This is a genomic window from Actinomadura terrae (assembly GCF_022751215.1).
Classification (GTDB): domain Bacteria; phylum Actinomycetota; class Actinomycetes; order Streptosporangiales; family Streptosporangiaceae; genus Spirillospora; species Spirillospora terrae.
In genome coordinates this window covers 834133-853685 of sequence record NZ_JAICDG010000004.1, presented here as the reverse complement: position 1 = coordinate 853685, position 19553 = coordinate 834133, and the positions used below count along the sequence as shown (strand labels likewise).

General features: G+C 69.4%; 14 protein-coding genes. 8 read left to right on the top strand and 6 right to left on the bottom strand.

Going from position 1 to position 19553, the window contains the following annotated elements; genetic code table 11:
• Positions 1-723: 723 nt before the first annotated feature.
• From K2F47_RS28470 to dnaA, 5 genes are all read right to left on the bottom strand, one after another.
• Positions 724-1230, bottom strand: coding sequence for a DciA family protein (locus tag K2F47_RS28470; protein WP_242908654.1), 507 nt, complete (start codon positions 1228-1230; stop codon positions 724-726).
• A gap of 307 nt (positions 1231-1537) precedes the next feature.
• Positions 1538-2662 carry a DNA replication/repair protein RecF gene (recF, locus tag K2F47_RS28465; protein WP_242908653.1) on the bottom strand — a complete coding sequence of 375 codons (1125 nt, stop codon included), beginning with the start codon at positions 2660-2662 and terminating at the stop codon, positions 1538-1540.
• A gap of 529 nt (positions 2663-3191) precedes the next feature.
• On the bottom strand, positions 3192-4190 hold the full coding sequence (gnd, locus tag K2F47_RS28460) for a phosphogluconate dehydrogenase (NAD(+)-dependent, decarboxylating) (protein ID WP_372490936.1): 999 nt from the start codon (positions 4188-4190) through the stop codon (positions 3192-3194).
• A 17-nt stretch (positions 4191-4207) separates the two neighbouring features.
• Complete coding sequence (gene dnaN, locus K2F47_RS28455) at positions 4208-5350, bottom strand: DNA polymerase III subunit beta (protein ID WP_242908651.1); 1143 nt, start codon at positions 5348-5350, stop codon at positions 4208-4210.
• 743 nt (positions 5351-6093) lie between these two features.
• Complete coding sequence (dnaA, locus tag K2F47_RS28450) at positions 6094-8307, bottom strand: chromosomal replication initiator protein DnaA (protein WP_242908650.1); 2214 nt, start codon at positions 8305-8307, stop codon at positions 6094-6096.
• Positions 8308-11227: 2920 nt separating this feature from the next.
• Between dnaA and rpmH the strand changes: the two genes are divergently transcribed.
• The 5 genes from rpmH to K2F47_RS28425 are packed head-to-tail and all read left to right on the top strand — an operon-like array spanning position 11228 to position 13688.
• Positions 11228-11365, top strand: a complete 138-nt coding sequence (gene rpmH, locus K2F47_RS28445) for a 50S ribosomal protein L34 (protein WP_067450744.1) — start codon at positions 11228-11230, stop codon at positions 11363-11365.
• Between the two features lie 12 nt (positions 11366-11377).
• Complete coding sequence (gene rnpA, locus K2F47_RS28440) at positions 11378-11743, top strand: ribonuclease P protein component (protein ID WP_242908649.1); 366 nt, start codon at positions 11378-11380, stop codon at positions 11741-11743.
• Positions 11740-12150 carry a membrane protein insertion efficiency factor YidD gene (gene yidD, locus K2F47_RS28435; protein ID WP_242908648.1) on the top strand — a complete coding sequence of 137 codons (411 nt, stop codon included), beginning with the start codon at positions 11740-11742 and terminating at the stop codon, positions 12148-12150. The genes rnpA and yidD overlap by 4 nt, the downstream gene beginning before the upstream one ends.
• On the top strand, positions 12143-13165 hold the full coding sequence (gene yidC, locus K2F47_RS28430; protein WP_242908647.1) for a membrane protein insertase YidC: 1023 nt from the start codon (positions 12143-12145) through the stop codon (positions 13163-13165). Before yidD ends, yidC begins: the two co-directional genes overlap by 8 nt.
• 37 nt (positions 13166-13202) lie before the next feature.
• On the top strand, positions 13203-13688 hold the full coding sequence (locus K2F47_RS28425) for a Jag family protein (protein WP_242908646.1): 486 nt from the start codon (positions 13203-13205) through the stop codon (positions 13686-13688).
• A gap of 1927 nt (positions 13689-15615) precedes the next feature.
• Here the strand turns inward: K2F47_RS28425 and K2F47_RS28420 are convergent.
• On the bottom strand, positions 15616-16074 hold the full coding sequence (locus tag K2F47_RS28420; protein WP_242908645.1) for a DUF6458 family protein: 459 nt from the start codon (positions 16072-16074) through the stop codon (positions 15616-15618).
• A gap of 170 nt (positions 16075-16244) precedes the next feature.
• Here K2F47_RS28420 and rsmG point away from each other — a divergent pair, with 170 nt between their 5' ends.
• The 3 genes from rsmG to K2F47_RS28405 all read left to right on the top strand — a co-directional run bounded on the left by rsmG (position 16245) and on the right by K2F47_RS28405 (position 19257).
• Positions 16245-16937 (top strand): 16S rRNA (guanine(527)-N(7))-methyltransferase RsmG, encoded by a 693-nt coding sequence (gene rsmG / locus K2F47_RS28415; protein WP_242908644.1) that lies wholly within the window; start codon positions 16245-16247, stop codon positions 16935-16937.
• A gap of 503 nt (positions 16938-17440) precedes the next feature.
• Entirely contained in the window at positions 17441-18256 is an 816-nt protein-coding gene (locus K2F47_RS28410; protein ID WP_242908643.1) for a ParA family protein, read from the top strand.
• Entirely contained in the window at positions 18253-19257 is a 1005-nt protein-coding gene (locus K2F47_RS28405; RefSeq protein WP_242908642.1) for a ParB/RepB/Spo0J family partition protein, read from the top strand. Before K2F47_RS28410 ends, K2F47_RS28405 begins: the two co-directional genes overlap by 4 nt.
• Positions 19258-19553 lie beyond the last annotated feature (296 nt).

Genomic DNA, 19553 nt, shown 5'->3' with positions numbered 1-19553 from the left:
CCGAACAGATGTTCTCACCCGCCACCGACATCCGATCACAGGGAGCTACCTACATTTCTACCTGCCCCAGAAACCCCGCCTGGCAGCCCACTCCCCTGACCACACCCGCACACACACCCGCCACCACGTCCACCCGGACGCTCCGAGGTGAGTCCCAGCGCAGACGACCAGAGCGGACCTACCCGACGTCCCCCGATGGTGAGGCTCAGCGCCAGCGCGCGCGGCGCCCCCATCCGAGGCCCTAGGAACCCAGAGTTGATACCCAGCACAGGCAGACGGAGCGCCCTAGCTCACGCCCGCCCGGTACTGGTCTCTGGCCAGCGCGCGCAGCGACCCCATGGTTGAAGCCCAGCAGAGGCAGACGGAGCGCCCTACCTCCGCCCGCCCGGTGCTGGGGCTCAGACCAGCGCGCGCAGCGGCCCCATCCGTGGTCCACATTCGCGTCCACTCGGACGCCCAGGGGTGAGGACGCCCGGGCCGAGGAGGCACAGCGCAAGCGGGCAGGGCGCCCTGACCCACGTCCACACGGACACCCATGCCACATTGATTGGACGGCTGAGTGCGTGCGTCTCGTGGCTGAACACCTCCGCGCGGACGTCTAGTCCACAGTGATGTGGATAGCCGGGCACATGCGCATCGTGGCTAAGGCCACTTCCGCTCAGTGAATACGGCTGGTGTGTAACTGCCTCGGGCTTCGAGCGGCGGGGGCGTGTGGACATATGGTCAGCGAACGCGCCAGGCACCCGTTCTGCGGGGGCCTGTGGAGGGGCCGACCACTTTGACGCGGCGGACGGTGCCGTGGCCGAGTTCCTCGTTCAGGCGCCGGACGAGCGTGGAGGACAGCAGGCGCAGCTGCGTCGCCCACGTGGTGGAATCGGCCGCGATGGTGAGGACGCCGTCCTCGAAGTGATCTGGCCGGGTGTGCTCCGCCAGATCAGGGCCGACGATCCCCGCCCAGTTACCGAACACGCCGCCGACGGCGGCTCGCTGTTCCCACCCGCGAGACGCCAGCAACTCACGGATCGCGGTGCCGAACTGCTTGGGGTCGCCTCCACGTCCCGGCTCCCGGACGCGGATGAGCTTCGTGTTCTTGCGCTTGTTCCCCTGGCCGGGAAGGGTGCCGCGTTTGAGTGCGTCCGCCTTCGCCTGCGCGAGCGCCTCCCTGGCCAACTCGATGCCCGACTTGCCCGACGCCGCCGCCGAGTCCGTCGAATCCGCGCTCCCCGGCACGCCTCCGGCCCCCGGAGAAACCGTGGACTCTGGTAGGGCCGTGGACCCCGGGAGGGCGGTAGGCCCCGGAGGAGCGGTGGAGCCCGAAAGGGAAGGGGACTCCGAGGGGGTGGGGGTCCCCGGAGGAGCGCCGGAGTTCGAAGGGGGAGTGGAGCCTGAAGGGGCGGTGGACCCCGGGGGGGTGGTGGAGGCCGAAGGGGTGGTGGAGGCTGGAAGGGCTGTGGAGCTCGGAGGGGCGCTGGAACCGGTGAAGTTATGCACATCCTGTGGATCGTCCGGCATGGCACTCTCCTCACCCGGGCGTGGATCACTCACGAATGACCTGACCGTCCGAGACGGTATACGAGCCTCCCGTCAGTTCCGCCGGGACGTCCGCCGGGACGGCGGCCGTGATCAGGACCTGCTCGGCCGGGGCGACCATCTCCGCCAGGCGGCTGCGGCGTCCCACGTCCAGTTCGGCGAAGACGTCGTCCAGGATCAGAACGGGGTCGTCGCCATCCGCGCGGAGCAGGTCGAACGCGGCCAGCCGGAGGCCGAGGGCGAACGACCACGACTCGCCGTGGCTGGCGTAGCCGCGCGCGGGCAGCTCCCCCAGCCGCAGGACGAGTTCGTCCCGGTGCGGGCCGACCAGGCTGACGCCGCGCTCCAGCTCCTGTTTGCGGTAGTCCGCGACGACGGCGAGCATCCGCTCGGCAAGCTGTCCACGGTCTGTGGACAACTCCTCCTCTCCCAACGAACTCTTGTAGCGCAGATCCACATCGCCGCTGGCCGGTGCCAGGGCCTCGTACGCGCGCGCGACCAGAGGACGGAGCGCCGCCACGAGATCCAGCCGTGCGGCCAGCAGTTCGGAGCCCGTCCGCGCGAGATGCGAATCCCATACGTCCAGCGTGGCGAGAACCTCGGGGCCGGGGGAGCGGCGGTGGGCGGCCGCCGACTTCAGCAGGGCGTTGCGCTGCTTGAGGACGCGGTCGTAGTCGGAGCGGACACCGGCGAAGCGCGGGGCGCGCAGCGTCAGCAGTTCGTCCATGAACCGCCGGCGCTCCCCCGGGTCGCCCTTGACCAGCGCCAGGTCCTCGGGTGCGAACAGGACGGTCCGCAGCACCCCCAGGATCTCGCGGGGCCGCGGAATGGGGGACCGGTTGAGCCGGGCCCGGTTCGCCTTCCCCGGGTTGATCTCCAGCTCGATCAGCGCCTTGCGGTCGTCCTTCACCACGCCGGCGCGGACGATCGCCCGCGGCGCGCCCTGCCGGACGAGCGGCGCGTCGGTGGACGCCCGGTGGCTGCCGTGCGTGGCGACGTACCCGATGGCCTCGACCAGGTTCGTCTTGCCCTGCCCGTTGGGCCCCACGAAGGCCGTGACTCCCGGCTCGATCGAGACCTCGGCGGTCGCGTACGAGCGGAAGTCCTGGAGGGAGAGGTGGGCCACGTGCACGGGACACGAGCGTAGAGCCTCTCGTCCACCACATGCCCCCCGCACCTCCGCCCGCTCCCGGCCGCCTCATCGGCCATGGGACCCATTGTCCGGCGGATGAGCGGCGTCCGGCCAAAAAATCCACGCCTGTGGATAACTCGGCCGCGAGTCGTCCCCCGGCAAGACCAGCCGGGCTGGCCGGGGGCCGGGGGGAGCAGAGCACCGACGGGGCGCGCAGAACGGCCTAGACGGCCGTCGGCCCCTCATTGAAGGCACGCTCCGGCCTTCCGTAGCGGACGCCCGACCTTCCACAGCGGACATCGGCCCTCTGCAACGGGCGCCCAGCCCCTCCGCGACAGGCGCCCGGCCTTCGGAGAGTGCCTCGGCGACTGTGCCGCCGGTGGGGCCGCTGCCTGCGGCGGGAAGCTGTGTCGCGGGTGGGGCCGCCGCCTGCGGGAGGCGTCACCCAGAGGGCATGCGGGTACCGGCGGGCGGGGCGGGCCGACCGGTGACCGGTCGGCCCGTGGTCGGACCATCAGACCAGGGCGGGTCAGACCTGGGGCGGGGTCACGTCCGCGCCGGGGGAGTCGGCGCCCTTGGCGGATTCGACCGCGTGACCGCCGAACTGGTTGCGGAGCGCGGCGACCACCCGCATGGCGGGCGAGTCGTCCTGACGGGAGGCGAAGCGAGCGAAGAGGGACGCCGTGATCGCCGGCAGCGGGACGGCGTGGTCGACGGCTGCCTGGACCGTCCAGCGGCCCTCGCCGGAGTCGTTGGCGTACCCGCGGATGTCGTCGAGCTCCGGGTCGCCGGCGAGCGCGCGGTTCAGCAGGTCCAGCAGCCAGGACCGGATGACCGTGCCCTCCTGCCAGCTGTGGAAGGTCGCGGGCACGTCGGTGACGATGTCGCTGGCCTCGATCAGCTCGTAGCCCTCGCCGAAGGCCTGCATCATCGCGTACTCGATGCCGTTGTGGACCATCTTGACGAAGTGCCCGGCGCCGATCTTGCCGGAGTGGACGAACCCGAACTCCCCCTCGGGCTTGAGGGTCTCGAAGATCGGCATGAGCCGCTTCACGTTGTCCTCATCGCCGCCGACCATGAGGGCGTAGCCGTTCTGTAGCCCCCACACGCCGCCACTGACACCGCAGTCCACGAAGCCGATGCCCTTGGTGGCGAGTTCCTCCCCGTGCTTCTGGTCGTCCACATAGTGGGAGTTGCCGCCGTCCACGACGGTGTCGCCCGGCTGGAGGATCTCCCCCAGCTTTTCGATGGTTTCGTGGGTGGGTTTGCCTGCGGGCACCATCACCCAGACGGCGCGCGGGGGCGAGAGGCGTTGCACGAGCTCTTCCACCGAGCCGACATCGCTCACACCGGGGTCGCGGTCATAGCCGACGATGGTGTGACCGCCGCGGCGCAGGCGTTCTGCCATGTTGCCGCCCATCTTGCCCAGGCCGATGATCCCAAGCTCCATGCTCACTCCCCTGTACGTACGGTGCTGCGCGGGCTCCGCAGGGGCGGTTCCCCTGGCGGATCGGTCGTTCCCGGGTATTGCCCCAGGATCGGGCCTTACCCAGACAACCGCACAGGCATGATCAGATAACGGTAGTTCGGGTTCTCGCCGTCCTGCGGCGGCTTGCCGGTGAGGACGGCGGGCTTGGTCGGGGTGGTGAAGGACAGCCTGGCGACGTCCGAGCCGATCGCTGAGAGCCCGTCGAGCAGGAACTGGGGGTTGAAGGCGATGTCGATGTCCTCGCCCTCCAGCGTCGCCTCAAGCGCCTCGACGGCCTGAGCCTCATCCCCGGTCCCGGCTTCCAGGACGACCTCTCCCTGGCTGAATGAGAGCCGCACGGGGGTGTTCCGCTCGGCGACGAGGGACACGCGCTTGACGGCCTCGATGAACGGGCCCGTCTGGATCTCGGCGAGGCCCGCGTACTCGCTCGGCAGCAGCGACCGGTACTTGACGAAGTCGCCGTCCAGCAGCCGCGAGGTCGTGCGGCGGCCGCCGCCCTCGAAGCCGATCATGCCCTCGCCGCTGCCGCCCGTCCCGGCGAGCGCGATCGAGACCTCCGCACCGGCAGTCAGCGACTTCGCGGTGTCGGCGAGGGTCTTGGCCGGGACGAGCGCGACGGCGGAGAAGTCCGGGCGCTCCGGCTTCCAGTGCAGTTCGCGGACGGCCAGGCGGTAGCGGTCGGTAGAGGCGAGGGTGACGGTCTCCCCCTCGATTTCCACACGAACGCCGGTGAGCATGGGGATGGTGTCGTCCTTGCCCGCAGCGATGGCGACCTGGGCCACGGCGGCCGCGAACTCGTCACTGCCCACGGCGCCCGCCGCCGGCGGCATCTCCGGCAGGGTCGGGTAGTCCTCCACAGGCATGGTGAGAAGTGTGAACTTCGCACTGCCGCAGCGGAGCATCACCTTCGCGCCGTCCGTCGTCACCTCCACAGGGTGTGGAGGAAGGCTGCGGGAGATCTCGGCGAGCAGGCGTCCGGACACCAGGGCGGTACCGGCCTCCTCCACGTCGATGTCCGTGGAGACCTGTGCGGAGACCTCGTAGTCGAACGCGGAGAGCTTCAACCGGTCGCTGTTGCCTTCGCCCCCGGCCACGATGTGCATGCCCGCCAGCACCGGGACGGGGGGACGGACCGGGAGCGTGCGCGCGGTCCAGGCGACGGCGTCGGCGAGGGCGTCTCTGTCGATGCGGAACTTCAAGTGGACCCGCCTCCTTCAGGTTTCGGACAAGGGTGAGGTGGAGAGATCTCGGTCGGCGCACGCGGGGCACGTTGTCCCCAGGCCCTGACTTGAGATGGATCTTTTCTTGAGTAGAGAAGTAGTGCAGTACTAGTCATAGGGGCCGTGGATAGTGTGGATATCACGCATCGTCCCAGGTGAGGACGCGAATCTTCGTCCACCGGGGCTGTGCATGACCCGTGGACGACGCGACGGCGCCTGAGGACGACGGATCCGTCCCCACACGTCATCCCCATGTCTTCCCCCGGTTGTCCACGAGTTCTCCGCAGGTTCTCCCGGCGCGACGCGGCCTCCGGTGACAATGACGGGTGATCGCCGAGGCCGTCCCCAGGCCGTCCCCAGGAAGTCCCCAGCCTGTCCACGAGTTCGTCCCCATGATGCCGGGCGGCCGTCCCAGCCGGTCCACAATCCGTCCACGAGTCGTCCTCAGGTTGTCCGCAGGTTTTCCCCTGGCTTATCCACGGAGATCCCCAGAGTTTTCCCCAGGCTGTGAATTGCGAGCTCCGTGTTCTGTCGCGTTTTCCGGTATTTCCTCCTGCTTCGGGACGGGCGGACGCGGCCCCTACCGGGCTCTACCGGCCACATCGCGGCCGCCGCCTGCCCCTGCGAGCTTTCCACAACCGCCGGGCGGGCGTACGCGCGCCGTCCACAAGCATCCGATGATCTCCGGCGCCGTCCCGGAGCGTTGTCCACAGGGCTGTTGATCAGCGCTTGCGAGCCTGGTGCTTGATCCGCCCTGTGAGCTCGGTGACCTGGTTGTAGATGGCGCGGCGCTCGGCCATCAGCGACCGGATCTTGCGCTCGGCGTGCATGACCGTGGTGTGGTCGCGGCCGCCGAACTGCTGGCCGATCTTGGGGAGCGACAGCTCCGTCAGCTCCCGGCACAGGTACATCGCGATCTGCCGTGCGGTCACCAGCATCCGCGAACGCGACGGCCCGCACAGGTCCTCGATCGTCGTGCCGAAGTACTCGACCGTCTGCGCCATGATCATCGCGGCCGTGATCTCCGGCCCGGAGTCGTTGGGGATGAGGTCCTTCAGGACGATCTCCGCCAACTTCATGTCCACCGACTGCCGGTTCAGGCTCGCGAACGCCGTCACCCGGATCAGCGCGCCCTCCAGCTCGCGGATGTTCGTCGCGATCTGCGAGGCGATGAACTCCAGCACGTCGGGCGGCGCGGCCAGGCCCTCCTGGCGGGCCTTCTTCTGAAGGATGGCGATCCGCGTCTCCAACTCGGGCGGTTGCACGTCGGTCGTCAGCCCCCACTCGAACCGGTTGCGGAGCCGGTCCTCCAACGTCACCAGCTCCTTGGGCGGCCGGTCACTGGAGATCACGATCTGCTTGCTCGCGTTGTGCAGCGTGTTGAAGGTGTGGAAGAACTCCTCCTGCGTCTGTTCCTTGCCTTCAAGGAACTGGATGTCGTCGACGAGAAGGATGTCCACATCACGATAGCGGCGCCGGAAACCGTCCGCTTTGCCGTCGCGGATCGAGTTGATGAAGTCGTTCGTGAACTCCTCGGAGCTCACATAACGGACACGCGCCCCATTGAAAAGGCTCTGCGCGTAATGCCCGATCGCGTGGAGGAGGTGCGTCTTGCCCAGGCCGGAGTCACCGTAGATGAACAGCGGGTTGTACGCCTTGGCGGGCTGCTCGGCGACCGCGACGGCCGCCGCATGCGCGAACCGGTTCGAGGAGCCGATGACGAACGTCTCGAAGGTGTACTTCGGGTTGAGCCGCGCATGCTCGGACGCGCCGGAACCCTGCCCGGAGGAGCCGGCGTCTCCCGGAGCGCTCGACCCACCGGGGCTGGCGGGGGCACCGGGACCGCTCGGGCCGCCTGGGCCGCTTGGGCCGCTTGGAGCGGCGCCGGGGTTGCCGGGGTTGCCCTTAGGAACACCGCCACCTGGGCTTGAACCTGGGCCGCTACCGGGGCCGCGCGTCTCAGCGACCTCTTCGTCCCGGAAACCGGGCTCGCCGCGGTAGGGCTCCTCCGAGCGGTAGGGCTCTTCCGCTCTGTATTGGTCGTCCCGGTACTGGTCCTCTGGGCGGTACGGCTTCTCGGTCCTGTACTGGTCTGAGGGCCCCTTGCTCTGGTAGGGGTCCTCCGGGTGCCCCGGGAGGGGTTCGCCGCTGCCGAGCTGATTCTCGGGCCCCTGCGGTTCACCTCTGCCAGGACGGAGCGGACCGAGTGTCCGATCGTTCAGGTGGGACGGCGCGTGCGGCGGCCGTCCTGGGAGCTCGCCGCCATACGACTCCGGCCCGGGTCCGTAGTTCTCCGGGCCGTACCCCTCCGAACCGCCAGGGGGCCGCCCACGGCCACCGGGGTAGCCCGGGGCGCCGCGTCCCTCGCGTGTGTCGTAGGGGGCGCCTCGCCCGCCGTACGCGGGTGGACGAGGCGCAGGCGGATAGGCCCCGCCATGCTCGGAATCCCGTTGCGGCCATCCACGGTCCTCGTCCCCCTGTGGATATCCACCGAGGGACCCCGGGCTGTGGGTAACTCCTGACTGAGGCCTGTAAGGCTGTTCCGGGTACGGACGCTGCTCCCCGTAGGAGGGATCTGTATAGGAGCGGTCCCCGTCGTGCTCTTCATGGGGGCGTTCGCCGTATGCGGACTCGTGTACCGGCGCCGCCAGAGGCTCGCTCGGACCGCCTCCGCCTGGAGGTTCCGGCTGGACGGTCACCGCGACACGGATCTCCCTGCCGAGCTCATGCGAAAGCGCCTGTGTGATCAGGTTGCGCAGCCGTGTTTCCAGCGCGTCCTTGGCGAATTCGTTGGGGGCCGCGAGGAGCGCAGTGCCTTCCACAAGCGCCAGAGGCCGGACCATCGGCAGCCATGCGCGGTAGCTGGGAGACAGGTCGCTCTCAGCCAGTGCGGTGAGGGTGCGGGCCCAGACCGATCCGAGATCCTGACCGTCCATGCGCAAGGTCCCCTCCCCACAACTCCGCCGAACGGAGTACCTGACTGCCCAGCTCTCCCACGGGATGCGACCCGTCTCGTTGGGCACGGCCGCGACGCGGAAGACTTACTCTCTCACGAGTTGTCCACAGAGTTGTCCACATGCTGTGCATGAACATGGAGCGCCCTGTGTAAAAGCCCGCGACGCGGACCCGGACAGATGAGATCGGGTGGCTCCCCGGCCGCCTCGGCGGTCAATGAAGAGGAGCGATGCTGGGGGGTGTCTGGAGCGGAGTGGTGGACGAACGCCGACCTTCAGATTCCTTCATCAGGGACGTCGGCTCGCCCGGGAGACCCTAACGCTGCCCGCCGCCGTCCGCAACACGACCGCCCAGAGCCTCCTGGGCCCCACCGCCGCGTCCGAGCCCCAACCAACCCTCGGACCGCCGCCGACCAGCACTCCCCAGCAGGGTGACCAGGCGCACACCGTGTCGATGCGCCGGGGGGTGGCACAACCAGGTAGCACCCCAACGCCATACGACGCTGTCGCCGCAGAAACCGCCAGCTGGCAAGGAGGGAGATGGCGTCGAGGGATGGCAGCGAAGACCGTAGGACCAGCGCAGCGAAAATGCGCGGACGGCGATCAAGGACGACATACAGCGACGGCAGACATCGCGAGAACGCCCCGCCCGCCCCTCATGCCCGCGCGGAGTTCCTGCCACTGAGCGACGAACATCCGCAGCAGACGCCAGACGCTCCTCCGCCCCACGTACACCCAAACCAGACACCAGCCCCCACCAGAGGCACGTCGGCGCCGCTGCGGGTTCGTAACAGACGCCGGGGAAGCGACCCAGCGGCGAAGGGAGCACCGGAGGACCGTCAGCGAAGACGAGCCGCAACGGCCGACGACGTCCGACAACCCAGCAGCGGCCATGACCGCAGTGGGCGACGCACCAAAATCCAGCGTGGCTGCCCAGGACGACATGACGACGCCAGCGCGCAGCAGCACACGACGCGACACCGACCGAGCATGGCGCACCGGCCAGCGAGCCGAAAGCGACTCGTGACAGCCGCCGAGCGACGCCAAGGCGACAAGGGGGCGACAAGAGCGCGCCCTGACGCGGCCAGACAACTCGCGCCGACAGGCCAAAGCGACAGACAGCAGACACCCCGTCCGCCGCGCACTGACGGCGGCGTGGAAAGCAAGTACAGGACAACAGCAGCGAGCGCGGTAGGCGACGACGGCCCGCGACGACGGCCCGCGACGACGGCATATGCCGAGGCCTGTGGGACGTCCCGTGGCGAGGAGCTGTGACGGGTAGTGGACGGGGCCCGTAGCGGGCGGTGGCGCGCTCGGCGGAGACGGGCAATTACGGCGCGCAACTCTCTGATGAGCTGGCGGGGTAATCGCAATAGTCGGTAGCGCAGGGCGGCGCAACGGCGGGTAGGGCGGGCGGCGCCGTCGCGACGGACAAAGGCGGGCGACAGGTGGCGGTCCGGTCGCAGGGGCAAGCAGCAGATGTGGGCGAGCTTCGGTGATGGGTTTCGGTACCTCAGGACGACGGCGGGGCGGAGCTGTCGGACGAGCGGACCATGGAGGTGAGAAGCGGCCGATGCCAGCGGCGACGGCCCACAGGCAAGAGCGGGACCACCGCCGCGACCGGCGAACGGTAGCGGCAGGCGAGGACAGCACGAGAGAAAGGCCTACCGAGGAAGGGCCGCAGGCGGCGTACAAGCGGGAGGGGCAGGCCGGGAAGGGCTGCGAGCAATGCCAGCCATGGGCAGCAGTGGTGACGGGCGGGCCGGGGAAAAGCGGTGAGATGCGATGGCACGAGACGGGGCCGGGAAGGGGCGGAAACGACGGTACGAGACGGAGGCTGGCGGGGAAGGACGGCGAGGACTAACAGCTATGGGTGACGGGCCCGGGGCTGGGATGGCATTGATGGGGCGACTGTCGGTGGCGCGATGCGTGGTGGCGTAGGCGCAATGGGAGGCGATGGCAGCTCGCAACGGTCGCTGGGCGCGCTGAGGAGATGGCGGTGGGCCCCGGGTGGACAGCCAGGTTGCGCGTTGGCATGCGGGGAGCGTCCGGGCGCCCCGAGGAGATGGTGGGGTGGGCCCCGGTTTGGACAGGGAGGTTGCGTGCTCGTGGGCTGTCGGGGGCGTCGAGTGGCATGACAGGTGCCCCGTGGGGGGCGTTGGTGGATGGGGTCGCTGTGGGCCGGACACCGGTGGCGGACGGGGGGTGAACGGCGCCGGGGCGATGAGTGATCGGTAGCGGTCGGCTGTGGTGGGCGGCGGGACATTGGTGGACGGGCTCGACGACTGGCGGAGGACGGCGTGGAGGCCCAGTGGGTGGGGCGGGAGCGGGTGTTGCGACTCCACGCCTAGGGGCCGGGCCGCCGGGGCACGGCCGTCGGTGAACCGACGTGGGTTAGGGCGTCGCAGGCGTCCTCGATGACGCCGCTGGCTGTGTTGACCCAGTACGTCAGGCGTGACGGGCGTGCGCCTTCCAGCGCGGCGCTGGCGGGGAGTTGGTGCGGGGGGTGAACGGCCACGGGGGTGCGTGGAGGTGAACGGCACGGTTCGTGCGCGGGTGGCCGGATTCGGGGAGCGGCGGGGTGGGGGCGGCCTGCCTATGGGGTGCGGCCTGTCTGGGGCGGGGTGGGGCTCGGTGTGGGGGCGGTGGGGTGTTTTGGGATTGGTGGTGGGGGTGGTGTTGGGAGACCGACGTGGCGGGCGGGGTTCGCTCCGTTTGACCGCATGGCCGAGTAGCCCGTAACGTTCTGAGGTCGAGTCGCATCGACGGAGCTGACGCGTGCCCGCCGGCCGCCCCTCCTGGGAAGCACGGGTGGGCCCCCGCTGCGGGGGACCAGACGCGAAACCTCGGTGCGAGTTATCGAGCCCTTGAAGACGAACCGACCGCAGCACTGGAGCCTCGAGTGAGCAAGCGTACTTTCCAGCCGAACAACCGTCGTCGCCACAAGAAGCACGGCTTCCGGCTGCGCATGCGCACCCGCGCCGGGCGCGCCATCCTCTCCGGGCGGCGTAGCAAGGGCCGCGCCCGCATCGCGGTCTGATCGACCTCTCCCATGCTGCCGTCCGGGAACCGGATGCGGCGGCGGGACGACTTCACGTTGGCCGTTCGGCGCGGTCGCCGCGCCGGACGGCCCAATGTCGTCGCTCACCTGCTTCCACCGGACGAGGGCATCGAAGCGGCGCCGCCGCTTGTCGGGTTCATCGTGTCGCGGACGGTCGGGAACGCCGTGGTCCGCAACTCGGTGAGGCGGAGGCTGCGGCACCTGGTGCGGCTGCACCTGGACCGACTCCCAGCGGGTAGCCTGCTCGTAGTGCGCGCCAACCCCGCAGCGGGGAAGGCGCGTCCTGACGAACTGGCCGCGGATCTGGAGTCGGCGCTCGATCGGCTGCTGCGGCCCGCGTCCAAGGGGCGAAGATGAGGAGTCGGCAGGGGGGCCCGTTCCCCTCGCAGCACCCGGCGGGGGCACTAGGCCCCGTAGCCAGGGTGCTGATCCTTCTCGTCCGCGCCTACCGCCGCTTCTTGAGTCCCCTGCTCGGGCAGCAGTGCCGATTCCAGCCCACATGCAGCGCGTACGGCCTGGAGGCGCTCCAGACGCACGGCGCGCCGCGCGGAACGTGGCTGATCATCCGCCGGATCGGCCGGTGCCACCCCTTCCATTCGGGAGGGTATGACCCGGTGCCGCCGAAGAAGGCGACCGGCGCGCGTTTCTCCGGGGAGTCCGGAGGGTCGGTCTCCCAGTCGCTGTCCGCGGCGGCTTCTTCGAACTCCGGCCGCGAGGAGAGCGGCCCCGCCCTAGCAGAGCCCAAGGAGCTGCCCGGTGCTTGATTGGCTGTACGAGATCGTCGCTCAGCTCATCGTGTGGATTCACACGGCGCTGAGCACCGTCGTCCCCAAGGACAGTGGTTGGGCCTGGGGCGGCTCGATCATCCTCCTGACCGTCCTGCTGCGGCTGGCGATGGTCCCCCTCTTCGTGAAGCAGATCCATGCCTCGCGGAAGATGCAGGAGCTCAACCCCAAGGTCCAGGCGCTGCGCAAGAAGTACAAGAACGACAAGCAGCGCCTCAACCAGGAGGTCATGAAGCTCTACCAGGAGAACGGCGCCAACCCGCTCTCCGGGTGTCTTCCGCTGCTGGTGCAGATGCCGGTGTTCATCGGTCTGTTCCAGACGCTCAAGCGGATCTCGGACGCGAAGGAAGGCCACGACGTCTTCGCGCTCAAGTGGGATCTGGTCCAGAGCGCGCAGAACGCGAACATCTTCGGCGCCCACATCCCGGACACCTTCCTCAACGCCTGGGGCGCCGACCCCAAGAGCTGGACGGCGATCATCGTCACGGCCATCGCCGTGGTGATCAGCTCCTGCACCACGTTCTTCACCGTCCGGGCCAGCATGAAGCGCCAGCCCGTCACCGACGACGCCAACCCGATGATGCAGGCGCAGAAGATGATGGTCTTCCTCGCGCCCCTGTTCGGTCTCTTCGGCCTCGGCTTCCCCCTCGGTGTCCTCATGTACTGGGTGACGTCCAACAGCTGGACGCTCGCCCAGCAGCACTACATCTACAAGCGGTACCCACCGCTCAGCACGACGGGCGACACGAACGGCACCCCGGCCAAGGGCGGCCCCGCGAAGGGTGGCGCGGCCAAGGGCGGTCCGGCGAAGGGCAAGGTCGCGGGTACCAAGACCGCCGGGTCGAAGGGTGCTCCCGCCGCCTCCGGAGTCAAGGCGAGGCTCAAGAAGGAGACGGCGCCGGAACCCGAGCCCGAGGACACCACGCCCAAGGTCGTCCGCAACCAGCCGACCCGCAAGTCGCGTAGCAAGCGCAGCGGTAGCCAGAAGCGCTAGTTTGAACCCCGAGCCCGTGCCCGAGAAGGAGATCCCGTTGAGCCAGACCGACACCACCGAGGTCGACGTCCAGGCGCTCGAACAGGAAGGCGAGATCGCCGCCGACTACATCGAGGGCCTGCTGGACATCGGTGACTATGACGGCGACATCGACATGGACGTCGAGGGCGAGCGCGCGCTCGTCGCGGTCGTCGGCGCCTCCCTGGACGAGCTGGTCGGCAAGCGCGGCGAGGTCCTGGAGGCACTGCAAGAGCTGACCCGGCTCGCCGTCCACCGCCAGACGGGCAACCGGACCCGCCTCATGCTCGACATCGGCGGCTACCGGGAACGCCGCCGCGCCGAGCTGACCAAGCTGGGCACGGACGTCGCCGACGAGGTCAAGCAGGCCGGCGAGCCCAAGCCGCTCGCCCCGATGACCCCGTTCGAACGCAAGATCGTTCACGACGCGGTCGCCGCCGCCGGGCTCCGCAGCGAGTCCGACGGGGAGGAGCCCGACCGCTACGTGGTCGTTTACCCCGCCTGACGTGACGTCGCCCGTTCGTCGGTTCATGACGGCGGGCGGGCTCACGGTCTCTCGGCCGGAGTCGGTTCTCGACCGATCGGCCCGGTGAAGGTCTCAGGTTCTGGCCCATAGTCGCAGCTCCCCTCACGGCCCCGGCACCACCTGCCGGGGCCGTTCGCATTTCATGCTTCCGTAGCGGGATGCCGGGGAGAAGTGGAACGGCGTTCTGTGGATAACTCATGTGGGGCCTAGGTCCAGTGTCGTCACTTCCGGGGCAGGGTCGTTCTTCCAGCTAGGACACGGTTTGCTCTTCGGGGCGTTGGAGCGCCGTAGAGGCCGGTTCGACCCCCTGTTGGGGGCTTGTGGGCTCGTAGACGCAAGCGCCCCCGCCGTCCGGGCCCTTCCCGACGCGCCCTCGCCATGCGTCCCTCGCCCCCGGGCTCTCCCCATCCGGGCCCCTCACCGTCCGCGTCCTCGCATAAGCACACCAGCCGCACCGCGGTCCGGTTCGTCCTGGAGCACCCCGCCGCCGCCCTCATCGCCGCCCGCCGCCCCGCGCTGCTCGACTGCTTCGAACACGCCCTCGGCACCGCCACCGCCCGCGGCTGCGCCCGCCGCATCGCCGACGGCGACACCACCTCCGACTACCTGCGACGCCGCCTCCTGCGCTTCCTCACCACCCCCGCACCGCACCCGCCCGCGTCCGCGCCCTCGCAATCCAGTCCCTTGGAATCCGGCCCCTTGGAATCCGGCGTCCTTGGAACCCGGCCCCTTGGAACCCGGCCCCTCGCAACCCGGCCCCTCGCAACCCCGGCCTTCGCAACCCCGCCCCTCGCCGTCCGTGCCCTCCCTTCGCGCCCTTGTGATCCGGGCTCTCGCTGTCCGCGGACGCGTCCGATGCCGCGCGATCGCCGAAGCGGGAGATCGTCGAGGCCTTCCTCGCCGCGTCCCGCGGCGGAGACTTCGCCGCCCTGCTCGACCTGCTCGATCCGGACGCCGTGGCGGTGGAGGTCCGCGGCGCCCGCGAGGTGGCGGCCTTCTTCGCCGGACGTCCTCGCCGTTGGGTCCCCATCCGAGGCCCCCGCGTCCTCGCCACCCCGCGTCCTCGCCAATTGGGCCCTCGCTGACGCTCTACTCGCTCGGCGCCGCGGCTCTGGTCGTGACCGGTGACGTTGTCACCTTCGATGAGCGGCCGGATCCGCCAGAACTGCTCGGCGGAGGGATCGCCGTCGGCCGGGACGGGAAGGCAATCGCGATACCGCCCGGGAGGCGCGGCCGCTACGTTCCCGCATACGAGCTTCTTCGTTCCCGCCGACCCGCACCTGCTTAGCACGTACGCCCTGCTGGCTCCGGGAGAGGCGCAGCGATCACACGACTGGATGAAGAAGGGAACGTTCCCAGTTCCTCGGCCCGTACGGTGAGATGGTCGAACGCACGTTGCTTGACCTGGCCGCGTCCTCCCCGGGGGGTCCTCGCCATCCGTGTCTCCCCAGGGCGCCTTCCGGAGACCGCCGACCTCGACGCGTTCTCCCATCCGGGCCGCCGTCCCTCGAACCCGCCGTGTCCCGCGTCGAGCTTGCGCCCTACTCGGACAGATTGGGACGAGCCGCACGACTGGGACCGCCTCGCCTTCGCTGGTCCCGCCTACGCCGCGTTGTGCCTTGGATGCGTTCGACCTGCGTCCCGTTCAACTTGGGTCGCGTCTCGCGTGCGCGCTGTGTGGTTGTTGCTTGTGGGAGCGCGCTTGGTGCGTCTCTGCGCGTGGGGCGAAACCGATGCCGGTCGCGTGCCGTCCGGCTGGCTTAAGGGCGGATGTTGGGGCGCTTCGGCAGAGTGGTGGTCGATCGTCTTGTGACGGCGCCAGGCTGCGCGGCCCTGAGAGGACACGATCATTGCCAGCGCTCGGTGTGTCGCCGTCCGAGGACGACACACCGAGCGAGCGCTAGTACTACCGCCGTTCGCGCGGCGTGCGATCGTCGGACATGAGGGACGGGCGAATTCCTTCCGCCGGATTCTGCGCGCGCGCCGGGTCCTGTGCGCGTGCGGGATCCTGCGCAACGGACGGATCTTGTTCCATGTGGCCGTGCGGGATTTGCTCGCCTGGTGGGTGCTCGATCACCCGCTCGACCCGCTCGACGGGCTGACCCGCGAGGGGCGGGTCCTGGACGATGTGCTCTTCGCGGATGATCGTGCCTGGCTCGTCCCCATATGCCGGGTCCGTTCCGACGACCCGACCGGCGCGCCGCCGTGGACGGGTGTACGCCAGGGTGAAAGCCATGCTGATCAGTCCGACCATGATCAGGATCCAGCCAACCAGGTGAATATCGAGTCCGCTGAGATCGACGCGAAGGGCGAAAGCGAGGATCGCGCCGAGCGCGATGAACGCGAGACTGACTCCGATTCCCATGTGCCCAGCTCCTTCCGGGGGCAGGCGCGGTGACACTGACACTCCCTGTACCCGCAGGACGTCGAATATTCCGACGAGCATGTGGTTCCGGCCATACGGGAGGGGCACCCGCTCGCTGGGCTGGGACGTTTCGTGTGTACGTCGGCGCGGGTTTTTGTGGAACGATTCGTATGGTGGGGACTGCACGGGAGGTATTCGGTGACGCGCTGCCGGTCGCGGAGCGCTACGCGGCGTTCCTGGCCGACGCCGGCGTCGAGCGCGGCCTGATCGGGCCGCGCGAGGTCGACCGGCTCTGGGAACGGCACCTGATCAACTGCGCGGTGGTGGCCGAGGCGATCCCGGACGGGGCGCAGGTCGTGGACGTCGGATCGGGCGCCGGGCTGCCGGGGATCGTCCTCGCGATCGTCCGACCTGACCTGCGGGTCACGCTGCTGGAACCCCTGCTGCGCCGCACGAACTTCCTGAACGAGTGCGTTGAGCTGCTCGGGTTGCCGAATGTGGAGGTCCGGCGGGCGCGGGCCGAGGAGGTGGCCAAGGAGTTCTCGGTGGACGTTGCCACCGCCCGGGCCGTCGCCCCCCTCGACAGGTTGGCGAAATGGGCGCTTCCGCTGCTGCGTCCGGGCGGGGAACTGCTGGCGCTCAAGGGAGAACGCGCCGCGGCGGAGCTGGAGGAGGCGCGTCCTGTGCTGAAGCGGTTCGGTGTGCAGACCACCGAACTGCTCCAAGTCGGGCGCGGTATGGTCGACCCGCCGACAACGCTCGTCCGCGTGGTCGCCGACCGGGAGGTCGTCCGGGACGGGGCGGTCGGGCGACAACAACGCGCGCCCCGGCGCGCTAAAGCGTCGAGGAAGAGGTCTTCATGAGCACGGGACCAGGACGGGGCTGGCCTGACCGCGCCGACGAATCCCCCGACGATCAGGCACCCGCCCAGGCCGCCGGGCCCGGTCAGACTGAGCCCACCGGTCTTGGCGGGCTCGCAGGGCAGACCGCTGGGACGGCTGGACAAGCCGGGCCTTCTGGTCAGACCGGCCCGGCTGGTTCCGGTGCGGCCGAGGGTGCCGAGGACGAGGCCCTCGGCGTTCAGGCTTCGGGCAGCCAGGGATCGAATGGTCAGGAGCCGAGTGTTCCGGAGCAGGCCGTCCAGGAGGACGCGGCGGGGCCGGGCACCGCTCCGTCCGGGCACGCGATGTGGGGCAATACGACGTCCGGGACCGCGGAGAACGTCGGTTATGTACCGACACATGCCGGCGCGCAGCCGCCGTCGGGTCCGCGCAAGGGACCATCTCAGGGGGAGTCAGAACTCGTGCGCGAGGCGCTCAAGGACGCCAAGGTTTCACGTGAAACACCGGCCGGCACGCTCAAGGTGATGTCGGGCCGCAGAGAGAAGGAGTGGCCCCGGCCGGACCACTGCCGGATCATCACGATCGCCAACCAGAAGGGCGGGGTGGGCAAGACCACCAGTTCGGTGAATCTCGCCGCCTCCCTCGCGATGCACGGCGCCCAGGTGCTCGTGGTCGACCTCGACCCGCAGGGGAACGCCTCCACTGCCCTCGGCGTCGAGCACCATGCCGAGATCCCGTCCATCTACGACGTGCTGATCGAGGACGCGGCGCTGGCCGACATCGTCGTCCCGGCCCCCGAGATCCCCAATCTCTTCTGCGCTCCGGCGACGCTCAACCTCGCCGGTGCGGAGATCGAGCTCGTCTCCAAGGTCGCTCGCGAGTCCCGGCTGCGCCGCGCCTTGGAGGCGTACGAGACCGAGAAGTTCCACTATGTGCTGATCGACTGTCCCCCGTCGCTCGGTCTGCTCACGGTGAACGCTCTCGTGGGTGGGGACGAACTGCTCATCCCGATCCAGTGCGAGTACTACGCGCTGGAGGGTCTCGGCCAGCTGGTCCGCACCGTCGACCTCGTCAAGGCGCACCTGAACCCGAGGCTGAGTGTCTCGACGATCCTGCTCACGATGTACGACGCCCGGACGCGCCTCGCCGCCCAGGTCGCCGAGGACGTCCGGAACCACTTCGGTGACGTCGTCCTCAACACCGTGATCCCCCGCAGCGTGCGGGTTTCCGAGGCACCGAGCTACGGACAGTCGGTCATGACCTACGATCCCGGATCGAGCGGCGCGCTCGCCTACAGTGAGGCCGCGTCGGAGATGGCGCACCAAGGGGCGGCCAAGTGAGCCAGCAGCGACGCGGTCTGGGCAAGGGCCTTGGAGCCCTCATTCCCGCGGCCCCGCCTCCCCCCGTTTTGGAAGAACCGGGTGTCGCGGGCGAACCGGGACTTCCTGGCGGCCCGCACAGCACGGGTTCGGACACCGGTCCGGAGATGAAGGCGGTCGCCGGAGCGTACTTCGCCGAGCTGCCGATCCGGTCGATCACGGCCAACCCACGACAGCCCCGTGAGCACTTCGACGATCAGGCCATGGAGGAACTGGCCGAGTCGATCGGCATCGTCGGGCTCCTACAGCCGATCGTGGTCCGCAAGGCCGATCTGGCCGAGCACGACTACGAGCTGATCATGGGCGAGCGCCGCCTGCGCGCGTCCGAGATGGCCGGGCTGGACGTCATCCCGGCCATCGTCCGCAACACGGGCGACAACGACCTGCTCCGTGACGCGCTCATGGAGAACCTCCACCGGCAGCAGCTCAACCCGCTGGAAGAGGCGGCCGCCTACCAGCAACTCCTCCAGGACTTCGGTGCCACGCACGAGCAACTCGCCAGCCGGATCGGACGCTCCCGTCCGCACATCACGAACACGCTGCGGCTGCTGAACCTGCCCCCGGCCGTGCAGCGTCGCGTCGCCGCGGGTGTTCTGTCCGCCGGGCACGCTCGTGCGCTGCTGTCCCTCGACAGCGTCGAGGCGCAGGAGCATCTGGCGCAGCGGATCGTCCAGGAGGGGCTGTCCGTCCGGGCGCTGGAAGAGCTCATCGCCCTGCGCGAGGTGGACGAGGAGCCGAAGGCGCCGCGGCAGGGGCGTCGCAGGCAGCCCGTGGCGCCGGCGCTGAAGGAACTCGCCGATCGGCTCTCCGACCGCTACGACACGCGCGTCCGGGTGGACATGGGGCGCAACAAGGGGAAGATCGTGGTCGAGTTCGCCACGCTGGAGGACCTGGACCGCATCATCAAGTCGATGGCGCCGGACGACGAGTCCGATGGCGGGGGGCTGAACGGATCGGTGTGACGCGGCGCGTCTGCGCTGCATGAGTGTCCCGAGGTGACTACACCTCCGGGGCGCTCTTCTTTAGCTGCGTGCTGGTCGCGGTGGATTTCCGGCAGGACGCGGGGCTTTGCGACCCTTCCTCGGGGCGCCTGGCTAGCTGGGCGCTGGACGTGTGGCCATCGTCGAGCGCATTCGGATGATGAGCCGGCCGTGGGGCGGTGGCTCTGATGGGGGTAGTCGGTGGCGGTCGCTGTGGATGGGTGGCGCGTGTCGGCGGGCTGCGGCGACGCGGCTGAGTCGTGGACGAACCTGGGCAA